Annotated in this window: 11 protein-coding genes; 1 reads left to right on the top strand and 10 read right to left on the bottom strand. The window is 63.4% G+C overall.

The window, feature by feature from the left end; all coding sequences use genetic code 11:
• Positions 1-153 precede the first annotated feature (153 nt).
• A complete protein-coding gene (locus DCG74_RS16380) occupies positions 154-390 on the bottom strand; it encodes a hypothetical protein (protein WP_172783993.1) in 237 nt (78 codons plus the stop codon).
• Positions 391-1130: 740 nt separating this feature from the next.
• On the opposite strand from DCG74_RS16380, the gene DCG74_RS16375 reads away from it, so the two are divergent.
• Positions 1131-2516: an FAD-binding oxidoreductase gene (locus DCG74_RS16375; RefSeq protein ID WP_172783992.1), complete on the top strand. Its 1386-nt coding sequence runs from the start codon at positions 1131-1133 to the stop codon at positions 2514-2516.
• Positions 2517-2614: 98 nt separating this feature from the next.
• On the opposite strand, the gene DCG74_RS16370 is transcribed toward DCG74_RS16375, so the two are convergent.
• The 9 genes from DCG74_RS16370 to DCG74_RS16330 all read right to left on the bottom strand — a co-directional run bounded on the left by DCG74_RS16370 (position 2615) and on the right by DCG74_RS16330 (position 12463).
• On the bottom strand, positions 2615-3478 hold the full coding sequence (locus DCG74_RS16370; protein WP_172783991.1) for a sugar phosphate isomerase/epimerase: 864 nt from the start codon (positions 3476-3478) through the stop codon (positions 2615-2617).
• Positions 3478-4668, bottom strand: coding sequence for a dihydrodipicolinate synthase family protein (locus tag DCG74_RS16365; protein ID WP_172783990.1), 1191 nt, complete (start codon positions 4666-4668; stop codon positions 3478-3480). The genes DCG74_RS16370 and DCG74_RS16365 overlap by 1 nt, the downstream gene beginning before the upstream one ends.
• A 136-nt stretch (positions 4669-4804) precedes the next feature.
• Entirely contained in the window at positions 4805-5956 is a 1152-nt protein-coding gene (locus tag DCG74_RS16360; RefSeq protein ID WP_172783989.1) for a Gfo/Idh/MocA family protein, read from the bottom strand.
• Positions 5953-7350: a hypothetical protein gene (locus DCG74_RS16355; protein ID WP_172783988.1), complete on the bottom strand. Its 1398-nt coding sequence runs from the start codon at positions 7348-7350 to the stop codon at positions 5953-5955. Before DCG74_RS16355 ends, DCG74_RS16360 begins: the two co-directional genes overlap by 4 nt.
• Before the next feature lie 212 nt (positions 7351-7562).
• Complete coding sequence (locus DCG74_RS16350; protein WP_172783987.1) at positions 7563-8405, bottom strand: ABC transporter ATP-binding protein; 843 nt, start codon at positions 8403-8405, stop codon at positions 7563-7565.
• 127 nt (positions 8406-8532) lie between these two features.
• Positions 8533-9525: an ABC transporter substrate-binding protein gene (locus DCG74_RS16345; RefSeq protein ID WP_172783986.1), complete on the bottom strand. Its 993-nt coding sequence runs from the start codon at positions 9523-9525 to the stop codon at positions 8533-8535.
• A 57-nt stretch (positions 9526-9582) separates the two neighbouring features.
• Complete coding sequence (locus DCG74_RS16340) at positions 9583-10392, bottom strand: ABC transporter permease (protein ID WP_172783985.1); 810 nt, start codon at positions 10390-10392, stop codon at positions 9583-9585.
• A 334-nt stretch (positions 10393-10726) separates the two neighbouring features.
• On the bottom strand, positions 10727-11434 hold the full coding sequence (locus DCG74_RS16335; RefSeq protein WP_172783984.1) for a TetR/AcrR family transcriptional regulator: 708 nt from the start codon (positions 11432-11434) through the stop codon (positions 10727-10729).
• 180 nt (positions 11435-11614) lie between these two features.
• A complete protein-coding gene (locus DCG74_RS16330) occupies positions 11615-12463 on the bottom strand; it encodes a VOC family protein (protein WP_172783983.1) in 849 nt (282 codons plus the stop codon).
• Positions 12464-12491: the final 28 nt, after the last annotated feature.

Below are 12491 nucleotides of genomic sequence, written 5' to 3'. Positions count from 1 at the left end.
CACAGCAAGCCCACGGGTGACACGGCAACCCTACACTTGCGTTATTGGAACTGAACACGAGTCAACTCCGCTGTGGGGTCACAAGCAGTCATGCTCTGGACGATCAGCACTCAGAGCCGACCTTCCTTTCATGGGTGCACGGCCTTTCTGACCTCACGCGACGGAAATCGTCGTTGACCCAGCATCACTCGCGTTTGTGATCGATTGAGACTGCTCGGCCTCATTCGAGGCAATGGCGTTGCATTGCTGGAAGTGAGACGACACCGCAAGATCGGCCAGATGATCCCAGTACTCTGCTTCTGCGAGCAGCTTCCACTTGTTCATGCTGTTGTAGGCTGCCTGTTGGCGGCACAATGAGCCCATCGCACGCATGCGTCGCACTTGATCCACTGCGAACCTCCCCTCGCGCTTGCTTGCTTACAAGCGCATTTGTGTTGTCACAGCTTCGCAGATCGAATTGACGAGTGATAGCCCGGTGTTTGGCGGTGAATCGATGACAGCGCAATCGTCTGCCTTTTCACCGAACAAAGCGCGCCCCGGCAAAATTTGATCTGAAACCAGTTTGGCCCGGCGCATTAAATTGCAAGATCGTCCTTGGCGGTCTTTCCCCGCAATAAAGTGCGCCGTTCGGCAAAGCTCGCCAGCCTCGTCACGCGATCACAACAATGGCCCCGACGGTTGCACGTCGGGGCCATGCAAGATCAACAGGCATGGGTGCATCCGCCGCGCCTGCTGACCGTTGAGGCCGCTGATTACCACCTCCGATCTGGCACAGACTGTGGCGGGGCAGCGGCATCGGGATGATATTCTGCCTGAAAGCTGATGGCAGTCACTACATCATTGGTGGTACTCCCAGCAGCTCGCGGCTTCGCATTCGCAACTGGGTCGATCGGACAGCAAGTCCAACCAATGTCGTTCGATCGCCGAAAGCGGAGGCACACCACCTTCCCGTACCGTTCGATGCAGGTGCGCAGCACCTCGTTCATCGGCTTGCCCATACGCGTAGTCGATTTGCGATGGCTATCGCGCTGCGCTTGATCTACCTTTTCATAACGGGCGGAGAACGCTCGAGGAGCCCTGCGAGCAACCTCCGACCCAATGACCGATCATGGGTGGAATAGGAGGACATCATGCAGAGCATGGCCACCGAAACCTTCATCGGCAATATGCGCGGCCCGGTTATCAGGCGAATGGATGCCGACTATGACGCCGTGCGGAGCCTCTACAACGGTATGATCGACAAGAGTCCAATGATGATCGCGCGATGCGCCGACGTCGCTGACGTCGTCGCAGCCGTCAATTTTGCAAGGGACAATGATCTCCAGGTCGCGATCCGCGGAGGCGGCCACAATGGGCCGGGCCTCAGCAGTGTCGAAGACGGACTGATGATCGACATGTCGATGATGAAAGGCGTGCGGGTCGATCCCGGCGCTCGTACCGTCCGCGTCGGACCCGGCTGCTCGCAAGGCGATGTCGACCACGCCACGCACATCTACGGGCTTGCCGTGCCGGCCGGCATTGTATCGACCACTGGGATCGCCGGCCTTACGCTCGGCGGCGGCACGGGATACCTGACCCGCAAGCATGGCCTCACCATCGACAATCTCCTCGAGGCGGATGTCGTGCTCGCGGATGGACGCATCGTCACCGCCAACAAGTCGGAGAACGCCGATCTTTACTGGGGACTGCGCGGGGGCGGCGGCAATTTCGGCATCGTCACGAGCTTCCTGTTCCAGGCTCATCCTGTGACGATGGTATATGCCGGTCCGATCTTCTGGGATCTCGAAAATGCCCGGACCGTGATGCAGAAGTACAGGGATTTCCTCCGCAGCGCTCCCGAGGAGCTCGGGGCCTTTGTCGGCTTGAAGACCGTTCCGCCGATGGACCCGTTCCCGCCGGATCATCAGGGCAAGCGCGCCTGCGCCATCATTGCCTGCTACAATGGTCCGACAGAAGACGGCAAGGCGGTCATAGCGGGGTTGCTCGGTGAGCTGCCCCCGCCGCTCTTCAATTGGATGGGCGAAATGCCCTATCCGGCCCTCCAGTCCATGTTCGATCCGTTCTTCCCGAAAGGTCTGCAGTGGTACTGGCGCGGCGATTTCGTGAAGGAACTGACCGACGAAGCAATCGACGCGCATATCGAGCAGGCCCGAAAAGCACCGAGCGCGCTATCGCTCATGCATCTCTATCCGATCGATGGCGCCGTCCATCGCGTCGGCAAGAGCGAGACCGCCTGGAACACGCGCGACGCGACCTGGTCGATGGTCATCGCCGGTATCGATCCCAATCCGCAAAAAGCAGGCGAAATCACGCGCTGGACCAAGGACTATTGGAAGGCCGTGCATCCCTACTCGGCCGACGGCGGCTATGTGAATTTCATGATGGAGGATGGAGACGACAGCAGACTTAAGGCCACTTACGGCGACAACTACGACCGCCTCGCCGCCTTGAAGGCCAAGTACGATCCGATGAACTTCTTCCACATGAACCAGAACATCAGACCGCTGCACTCGTAGACGATCACACCGGCTGCACGGTTCGGGCGCCTCCAAAGTTCTTGTCGGAGCGTTCTCTCGCTTCGAGGAACGAGGGAACGCTGTGGCGCTTGTGTTAACTATACCACCGTCCTGTGCCGCGCGATGCAGGTGCGCAGCACCTCCTCCATCGGCTTGCCCCACCAGTCGTTGGAGAAGATCTCGATCTCGGAATAGCCGGCAAAGCCCTGCGCTTCGACGGCCGCACGTACCGATTTGATGTCGATGACGCCGTCGCCCATCATGCCGCGGTCGTTGAGAATGTCCTTTGTCGGCACCAGCCAGTCGCAGACGTGGAAGGCGAGCAGGCGATCCTTGCCGGCGCGTGCAATCTGGTCCATCAGCTCCGGGTCCCACCAGATGTGATAGACGTCGAGCGCGACGCCGAGCATGCCGGTACGCTTGGGATCGAGCCGGTCGCAGATGTCGAGCGCCTGCTTTGTCGTGTTCACGCAGGCACGGTCAGCGGCATAGGCCGGATGCAACGGCTCGATCGCCAGCGGCAGTTTGGCTTGCCTCGCGTAGTCGAGCATGTCGGCCAGGGCGTCCTCGACCTGCCCGCGCGCCGCCACGAGATCCTTCGACGCCTCGCTGCCCGGCCGCGAATATTGCGGCAGGCCACCGACGACGAGGACGATGCAGGGCGCGCCCAGCGCCTTGGCCTCGTCGACACAGCGGCGGTTGTCGTCGTGCACCTCGCCCCGGCGCGAGGCATCCGAGGTGAACATGCCCCCGCGGCAATAGCCTGAGAGATCGAGGCCGGCCTCGCGCACCGCGCGTGCGGCGCGGTCGAGACCGACGGCGGCCACCTGGTCGCGCCAGGGATCGATGGCACGGATACCTTGTCTTGCACAGGCATCGATGATTTCGATGAGGTCACCCTGCTTGCGGACGGTCGCCGTGTTCAGCGACAGCCAGCGGTGGTCGGACGAAAAATCGCGCATCAGGGTTCGATACCGTGGGTGGCGAGCACGGTCTTCATCCGAAGCGTCGCGAGTTCGGGGTTGGCGAGCAGGCCGGCCTTGTCGGCGAGACGGAACAGCTCGGCGAGATGCAGCGTGGAGCGGGTGCTCTCCTGTCCTCCGACCATGGTGAAATGATCCTGGTGGCCGTTGAGATAGGCCATGAACACGACGCCGGTCTTGTAGAACCGCGTCGGGGCCTTGAAGATGTGACGCGACAGCGGCACCGTTGGCCCCAGCACGTCGTGGAAGCCGGCCTCGTCTCCTGCCGCCAGCCGCGACAGCGCATAGGACGCCGCCGGCGCAATGGCATCGAAGATGCCGAGCAGCGCGTGGGAAAAGCCTTGGCTGTCGCCGGCGATCAGCTCCGCGTAGTTGAAATCGTCGCCGGTGTACATCTTGATGCGCTTGTCGAGACGCCGGCGCATGTCGATCTCGCGCTGCTCGTCGAGCAGCGAGACTTTGACGCCGTCGACCTTGGCGGCGTTGCCGTTGATGATGGCGACCGCAATGTCCATGGCCTTGTCGAGATCCCCGGTGCCCCAATATCCGGTCAGGGCCGGATCGAACATGTCGCCGAGCCAGTGGATGATGACGGGCTCACGGACCTGCGAGAGCACGCGATCGTAGACTTTCGCGTAATCGTCGGCGTTGCGGCCCAGCTTGGCCAGCGCGCGCGAGGCCATCAGGATGATGCGGCCGCCGACCTTCTCGACCGCCGAGACCTGTTCTTCATAGGCACGGATGACGTCGTCGAGGCTTCTGGCGTCCTCCACTGCGAGATGATCGGTGCCGGCGCCTGAGAACACCAGCGCGTTGCGGCGCTTGGCGGCGGCGACCGAGCGCGTGATCAGCTCCAGCGAGGTCGGCCAGTCCAGCCCCATGCCGCGCTGCGCGGTGTCCATGGCTTCGGCAACGCCGAGACCGAGGTCCCAGACGTGCTCGCGAAAGGCGATGGTCTTGTCCCAGTCGACGGCAACCGACAGCCAGGGATCGTTGTCCGCGAAGGGATCGGCCACGGTGTGCACGGCCGAGAAGGCGATGCGGTTCAGCGGCCCTTCGAGCTTTGCGGGAAACGTGCGCGAAGCCGCGAGCCGGTAGGTCTCGATCGAGCGATCGGTCTTCGGCAGCTTGAGCGACAATGACGACATTGGTTGGACTGGCTTGTTCATGATTTCGAACCTCTCCCCGTCATTGCGACCGAAGCGAAGCAATCCAGAATGCCTCCGCGGCGGCAGCCTGGATTGCTTCGTCGTTTCGCTCCTCGCCATGACGGCTTGGTAGACATCGCGGCTTATCCAATCAACCTCAGACCTTGATCGGGGCGACGTCGATCCAGCGCCGCTCCTTCCAGCTCTTCAGCGCGCATTCGGCGAGCTGCACGCCCTTGGCACCTTCGAGCAGCGTGAACTTGTAGGGCGCGTCCTCGTAGACGTGGCGGATGAACATTTCCCACTGCTCCTTGAAGCCGTTGTCGTAGGTGACGTTGTCCGGCAGCTTCTGCCAGTCGCCGTAGAAATCGTGCAGCCGCTTCTCGTCGGGATTCCACACTGGCCGGGGCGTTGCCTGCCGCGCCTGGATCATGCAGTCGGAGAGGCCCGCGACCGCCGAGCCGAGCGTGCCGTCGACCTGGAAGGTGACGAGGTCGTCGCGATAGACGCGCGTCACCCAGGACATGTTGATGTGGGCGATGATGCCGCCGTCGAGCTGGAACGTGGCGTAGGCGGAATCATCAGCCGTCGCCTTGTACTTCTTGCCCTGCTCGTCATAGCGCTCGGGAATATCGGTGTTGCCGATGCAGCTCACGCTCTGGACGTTGCCGAACAGGTTGTCGAGCACGTAGCGCCAGTGGCAGACCATGTCGAGGATGATGCCGCCGCCGTCCTCGTCGCGATAGTTCCAGGACGGCCGCTGCGCCTCCTGCCAGCCGCCCTCGAACACCCAATAGCCGAACTCGCCGCGCACCGAGAGGATGCGGCCGAAGAAACCGGAATCGCGCAGGAAGGCGATCTTCTTCAACCCCGGCAAGAACAGCTTGTCCTGCACGGTGCCGTGCTTGACGCCCTTGGCATTCGCGAGCTTCACGACCTCGACCGCTTCCTCGAAATTGGTCGCGATCGGCTTCTCGCAATAGACATGCTTGCCGGCGTTGATGGCCTGGGTCAGCAGACCGGGGCGCGCCTGCGTGGTCGCGGCATCGAAGAACATGGTGTCGTTCTTGTCGGCAAGCGCGGCGTCGAGATCGGTGGTCCAGCGCGTGATGTTGTAGCGCTTGGCCAGCGCCTCGACTTTCTCGGCGTTGCGGCCGACCAGGATCGGATCCGGCATGACGCGGTCGCCGTTCTTCAGGCGGACGCCGCCCTGGTCGCGGATCGCGACGATCGAGCGGATCAGATGCTGATTGAGCCCCATGCGGCCGGTGACGCCGTTCATGATGAGGCCGAGGCGTTGGGTGGTCATGCCAATTGCTCCTGAAGTGATCCTGGCTGTTCGAGCGGGCGCAGCGCCGACCAGTCCGGATGGACCGACGTCGCAAAGCCTGCTGTGTGAAGCGATCCCGTCAGGAGATCGCCGCTGTGAATCTTGAGGCGGATGCCCTGCCCGGCATCGGCATAGAGATCGGGATGCGCGGCCGCGAAGGCGCGTGCCTCGGCGGCGGGCGTCTCGCCGAAGCCGTCGACGTAGTGATGGCCGTTGCGTTCGGCATGGGTGACGCCGATGAAGGCGCCGAGCGCGAGGTCCTGCTGCACGGCAAGACCGGCTTGGCAGGTCAGGTCCTCACCGGTGATGAAGAAGGTTTCGCCTTCCGCGCTCCATTTCGCGGCGCGCGTCGCATTGATGATCGACTTGTAGAGACCCTTGCAGGACTTCGACGAGATGCCGCGATAGCCCAGCGCCCGTGCCGCCGGGAACGCATCGTAGGAATCGTCGGCCTCGTCGATGATGAAGCCATGCCCGGCCAGTGCGCCGAGCGGCGATTGCCGCGTGGTGTCGCGCGGCATCGGTTGTTCGACATAGAGCAGACGCGTCGCGATCGGTCGCAGAGCGGCATTATGATCCAGCCGGTCCATCAGCGCCTGCAAGGCGGCGAGGTCGGCATATTGCTCGTTGGCGTCGAGCGTCACTTTGACGTCGCGCCCAAGCGTGTCGAGCTCCTTGCCAATCCGTGCGAGCCGCGCCGCATCGGCAGCGGGATCGCCCGACAGCTTGAGCTTGAAGTAACGTGCACCGGCGTTTTCGCGTGGATCGGCAACGCCGCCCTCGCCTTCGACGGTATCATCCAGGCCGACGGTATGCCTGATGGAAACGCGCTCCAGCGGCACCCGGCTGGAGAGAAACGTCCTGATGTCCCTTTCGCTCAGGTCGGGAGAAAGCCGCGCATCGATGCCCGCGATGTTGGCAGCCATCCCGTCAAAGAAATTGGTCTCCACGCCACGCAGTAGCGCATCGAGAATCGCCTTGTCGATCTCCGCCGGGCCATAAGCCGCCGCAAGGGCCGGAATGTTCTTCTTCGCGCAGGTCGCGACCTGGGCACCGATGCACGAGGCGTGCAGATCAAACGCAGTCTGATATCCGGTGCGTGCCAGATAGAGCCCGCGTGCGATCTCAAGTGACCGGCGCAAGCCGTCGACCGTCTGCGCCGGCGACAACTCCGGGCGCTTGTCGAACCATTTCGGCACCAGCAACTCCGCACTGGCGCCGACCGCGCTTCCCCTGCCCTCGACCTCGATCTCGGCCCGCACGAACAGCTGCGGCGTCGCGTTGATCGTGATCGCGCCGAAGCGGAACGGTCGCGCGAATTGCACGGGACGTTCGAAGAAGGCGATGTCTCGCAGCTTCAGGCGCGGGGACATGGTGTTGCAGCTTGACGAAGTTGGTGAGCGAGGTCTGGCCACTGGCGCGGTGCACCTCTCCCGCTTGCGGGAGAGGTCGGCACGAAGTGCCGGGTGAGGGTTCTATCCTCTTGGGGAGTCTTGCCAGCGGAGACACCCTCTCCCCAGCCCTCCCCCGCAGGCGGGGGAGGGAGCGCACCGGCGTCGTGGTGGCTAACGGCAGATCCCATAACCTAATCCAATGCACCCTGCGAGAAGAAATGCTTGCGGATGCGTTGCACGAGCTCCGTAAACACCGGATCGGCCATCACGTCGAGCGAGCGCGGGCGCGGCAGCGGCACGTCGTAGATCGCGGCGATCGCGCCGGGCCGCTCGGTCATGACCAGCACGCGGTCGGCGAGGAACACGGCTTCCGGAATCGAGTGCGTGATCAGAAGCACCGTCTTCCTGGTCTCGCGCTGGATCCGCATCAATTCGACATTCATGCGCTCGCGCGTCAGCGCATCGAGCGCGCCGAACGGCTCGTCCATCAGCATGATCCTGGGATCATGCACCAGCGCACGGCAGATCGAGGCGCGCTGCTGCATGCCGCCGGAGAGCTGCCAGGGCAATTTCTTCTCGAAGCCTTCGAGGCCGACCAGCTTCAACAGCTGCTTGGCACGATCGAGATATTCCTGCCGCGGCAGGCGCTTCATGTCGATCGGCAGCATCACGTTGCCCAGGATGTTGCGCCAGGGCAAGAGCAGCGCGTTCTGGAACACGATGCCGACATTGCCGTGCGGCGTCGTCACCTTCTCGCCCTCGACCAGGATCTCGCCCGTGGTCGGCGCCAGCAGACCCGAGATCAGTTTGAGCAGCGTGGACTTGCCGCAGCCGGATGGGCCGACCACGACGAAGAACTCGCCGTCATTGATGTGGAAGTCGAGCGGCCGCAGCGACGGCACGTCGCCGTCGCGCGTCCGATAGGTCTTCGACACGCCCGACAGCTTGATGCCTGAACCGTCCCCGGCCCGGTCTGACACCAATCGGAGGTGAGCGGCCGGCTGGTCCGCTTGATCGGCCTTTTTTGGTATCATTCAATCATATCCCATCGAACGCCGCTGATCAGCCTCGTCATTGCGAGGAGCGAAGCGACGAAGCAATCCAGAGTCTTTCCGCAGAGACAGTCTGGATTGCTCGCTTCGCTCGCAATGACGAAGGCAGTCACGAGCCGCTCTTCGGCAGGTAATCGTTGGTATAGAAGGCCTTCGGGTTCTCCTTGGCCTTGGCATCGAGCCCGCCATATTCGACCAGCAGATTGACGGTCTCGGCCATGTTCTGGTCGGTGACCTGGAACGGCCGCTTGCCCTTGGTCTCCGCGGTCCGGTACAGCGGAATGGTCAGCTCAAAGCCCTGCGTCAGCGTGTCGATCTTGCCGCCCTTCGGGTTGGCATCGAGGATCGACTGCGCCGCGGCCTTCGGCTCCTTCTCGGCGGCCTCGACCGCTTTCGTCGTTGCCGACATGAAGCGGCGGACGAGATCGGCATTGGCCTTCACATAGTCGGCGTTGGCGATGATGCCCGAGGAGACCATGTTGATGCCGTAGTCGGCGAACTTGATCGGGTAGACGTCCTTGCCCGTCGCGTCCTTGATCTTCATCGACTGGTCCATGACGTAGCCGAGCAACAGATCGGCCTGTCCGTTGATGACGGCGTTGAGCTTGGTCTGTCCGTCGCCGGCGACCGTCTGGAAGTCGCTCTCCTTCAGGCCCGTCTTCTTCAGGAACAACGGCCAGATCTGCGTCATGGAATCCGCTGGCGTGATCGCCACCGTCTTCCCCTTGATGTCTTCGGGCTTCCTGATGTTCTTGTCGGCGAAGCCCATGGCGGACATCGGCGAGGTCTGCAGCAGCACGCCGGTCGCGACCACCGGCGCGCCCTTGATCGCGGCGCGCATCATGGTGGGGACGTCGACATAGCCGAAATCGGCGGTCTTGGCGGCGACGGCCTGCGTGGTCGCAGCCGAGCCGCGGCCTTCCTGGATCTCGAGCTCGATGCCTTCGGCCGCGTAGATGCCCTTGGCCTTACCGTAATAGAACGGCGCGTGCTCGCCATAGACGTACCAGTTCAGCATCAGCACGACCTTGTCGGCGGCCTGCGCCGGCATGGCTGCGAACGCCAGCAGTGCCACGGATGCAGCCCCAATCCACTTCCTCATCGTTTCTCTCCCTTGCCGTTTGTTGCGTCGGCCGTTGGTGGCCGCTCGTTGCTTTAGTCAGGATGCAAAGATCACGTCTTCGCGCTGGCTGACATGCCAGGGAATGACCAGCTTCTCGATCCGGTCGACGATCCAGAACAGGACCACGCCGAGCAGCGCGAGGATCACCAGCGCCGCAAACATCGTCGGCAGGTCGAACGTACCGATCGAGCGCTGCATCACATAGCCGATGCCGGAATTGGAGCCGACGAACTCGCCGACCACCGCGCCGACGACGGCGAGCGTCACCGAGACTTTGAGGCCGGAGAAGATCGCGGGCAGCGCATGCGGCAGGTTCACCGCGCGGAACACCTGCAGGCGGCTGCCCTGCATGGCGCGGGCGAGATCGACCATGTCGGGGTCGACCGACTTGAAACCCTGCACCGCGGAGACCACCACCGGGAAGAAGCCGAGCAGGAAGGCCGAGATCACCTTTGGAATGATACCGAAGCCGAACCAGACCACGAACAGCGGCGCAATCGCGATCTTCGGCACGGATTGCGAGAACACCAGCAGCGGATAGACGTAGCTCTCCACCGTCTTCGACCCCGCGATCAGCATCGCGACGGGAATGCCGAACAGCGCCGACAGCAGGAAGCCGCAGACGGTTGCATAGGTGGTCGGCCAGGACTGGCGCAGCAGCTCCGGCCATTCGGTGCGCAGCACCGCGACGACGTCGAGCGGCGACGGGATCTGGTAGGCGGGAATCTTGAAGATCCGGATCGCGAGATCCCAGGCGACGACGATGAAGACCAGGAACAAGAACGGCCGAACCCAGGCCGCATTCAGCAGCTTGGAAACAGCGTTTTGCGGCTTCGGCTCGGCCAATTTTCACTCCCGGCAGTCTTCTTCGTTATGGCGAGAAATTAACCCGTTGGATAAATACTGTCCAGAGCTTTCCCTGTGACGTTTTGCGCCGGGGTTCCGGCCTCCTCTCGTGTCCCGGACGCGCTGCAACGCGAAGCGTTGCTGCGCTGAGCCGGGACCCGGGAAGCGGCACGTGCTGCGCTGCGTCCGGGGCACGAGAGCGGAGCGAGGTGCGCCCGCCTCCACGTCGTCATTGCGAGCGCAGCGAAGCAATCCAGACTGTCTCCGCGGAAAGATTCTGGATTGCTTCGCTGCGCTCGCAATGACGGAGCAAGTCGCTCATCTGGGCTACAGGCTACACCGCCTGCACCACCGCAGTCCGCGACTTCGGGGCCTTCGCGATCTCGAACAGCTCGGCGGACTTGCCCGTCAATGCCGCCAGCACGAGGCCGGACATGTGCGCCAGCCGCTCGTCCTTGGCCTTCTTGTCCAGGAGATCACGGCCGAAGATCACGCTGAGCGTTGCCGAGTTCGAGAGATAGAAGAAGCTGAGCGCCGCAATGGAGATGTAGAGCTGCACCGGGTCAACCGCGACCTGGAAATCCCCGCCCTCGACGCCGCGGCGCACCACGGTGCGGATCATCTCGACGAAGGGCGAGTGCATCGACTTGACCTTGGTCGATTTCTTCAGGTGCTTGGCGCGCGCCAGATTCTCGGTCTGCAGCAGCGACAGGAATTCGGGGTTGCGCAGGAAGTAGTTCCAGGTGAACTCGATCAGGCGGCGGATGGCCTCGGGCGGATCGAGATGTTCGAGGTCGAGCCCCCGCTCCTCGCTGCGGATCTTGTCATAGGCGCCTTCGAGCACGGCGAGATAGAGCTCGTCCTTGTTGCCGACGTGGTAGTAGAGCATGCGCTTGTTGGCGCCGGCCTTGGCCGCGATGCGGTCGACGCGCGCGCCGGCAAGGCCATGGGCGGAAAACTCCTGCTTGGCGGCTTCGAGAATGCGCAGCCGCATCCCCTCGGGGTCGCGCTGCCATTTCAGAGGTCGCTTTGCCTTCGCCAAACCGGTGCTCGCTGGGTGCTCTCGGTATGCCATGTACCATGCGGGTGGGCAGCCGCATAGTTTCGTCATTGCGAGTGAAGAGCGACGGCGGAAGCCAAGAAAACCAGTTTCGTAGGGTGGGCAAAGGCGCACTTGCGCCGTGCCCACGTCTTCTCATCGAGCAGCCAATACCGGAGTCCCTCAATCCACCGGCTTCGGCGCGCGCTCCAGAAGCACGGTCTGAATTCCGCAGGTGCCATTGCGCACCGTCATGATGCGCGTGCCCGGCTTGCGGCCGGTGCGCACCTCGGAGACGTCGAGTCCGGCAGCGATCAGGCGGGCGCGGGTGGCGTCGATGTCGGCGACGCGCCAGCTCAGGCCCCAGAGCCGGTCATGCGTGGCATCGCCACCCGCGACCGGGCGGCGCACCACCTCGACGATGAGGTCGCCGCAGCGGAAGAACATCAGCTGGCCCCAATCCTGGTGCGAGCGGTCGAGCGCGAGATCAAGGCCAAGCCGGGCGCCGTAGAGCGCGGCGGCGCGCTCGGAATCCTCCGTGGTGACGACGACGTGGTCGAGCCCCTCGATCGGCGCGATGTCGGTCGCGACCGACTTCGGCCGCTCGTCGGCCAGCTCCAGGAAGAACATTCGGACGCCGCGCGTCAGCTCCGTCGCGGCCCGCGTGCGCTTCCAGTGCAGCACGGCGTCCGTAACGGCGTCGCTGCTTTCGACCTCGGCGACCGGGTCCGGCCTCAGGGCCACCCGCTCCAGCCGGCGGTGCATCTTGCCGATGTCTGCGACACGAAAGCACAGGCTGGCGAGCACGCCCTCCTGGTCGCCGAGCAGTGCGCGCATGCGGTCGGCGGTGACGCTGAAGCCGTGAGGGGCCATCAGTTCAATGGTCATGTTTTCGAGGGTGAACAGCACCCGGTCGGCGCCCTCGCCCGAGTTCTGCCAGGCCGGCGCGCGGGCGAGCAGCGTCTGATAGGCCGCGCTGGCCGCACCGATATCGCCCACCAGAACGACGATGTGATCGAGCCCGGTGATCATTCTGCACCCTTTTGATGGACCTGGAACC

Source organism: Bradyrhizobium sp. WBAH42 (assembly GCF_024585265.1).
Taxonomy (GTDB): domain Bacteria; phylum Pseudomonadota; class Alphaproteobacteria; order Rhizobiales; family Xanthobacteraceae; genus Bradyrhizobium.
Note: the sequence above shows the minus strand (reverse complement) of the source record. Positions and strands in the feature narration are given on the sequence as shown.

Bases quoted from the DNA above. Each gene is read 5' to 3' on its own strand.
- DCG74_RS16375 (WP_172783992.1), top strand. From the start codon at position 1,131: ATGCAGAGCATGGCCACCGAAACCTTCATCGGCAATATGCGCGGCCCG.
- DCG74_RS16370 (WP_172783991.1), bottom strand. From the start codon at position 3,478: ATGCGCGATTTTTCGTCCGACCACCGCTGGCTGTCGCTGAACACGGCG.
- DCG74_RS16365 (WP_172783990.1), bottom strand. From the start codon at position 4,668: ATGAACAAGCCAGTCCAACCAATGTCGTCATTGTCGCTCAAGCTGCCG.
- DCG74_RS16360 (WP_172783989.1), bottom strand. From the start codon at position 5,956: ATGACCACCCAACGCCTCGGCCTCATCATGAACGGCGTCACCGGCCGC.
- DCG74_RS16355 (WP_172783988.1), bottom strand. From the start codon at position 7,350: ATGTCCCCGCGCCTGAAGCTGCGAGACATCGCCTTCTTCGAACGTCCC.
- DCG74_RS16350 (WP_172783987.1), bottom strand. From the start codon at position 8,405: ATGATACCAAAAAAGGCCGATCAAGCGGACCAGCCGGCCGCTCACCTC.
- DCG74_RS16345 (WP_172783986.1), bottom strand. From the start codon at position 9,525: ATGAGGAAGTGGATTGGGGCTGCATCCGTGGCACTGCTGGCGTTCGCA.
- DCG74_RS16330 (WP_172783983.1), bottom strand. From the start codon at position 12,463: ATGATCACCGGGCTCGATCACATCGTCGTTCTGGTGGGCGATATCGGT.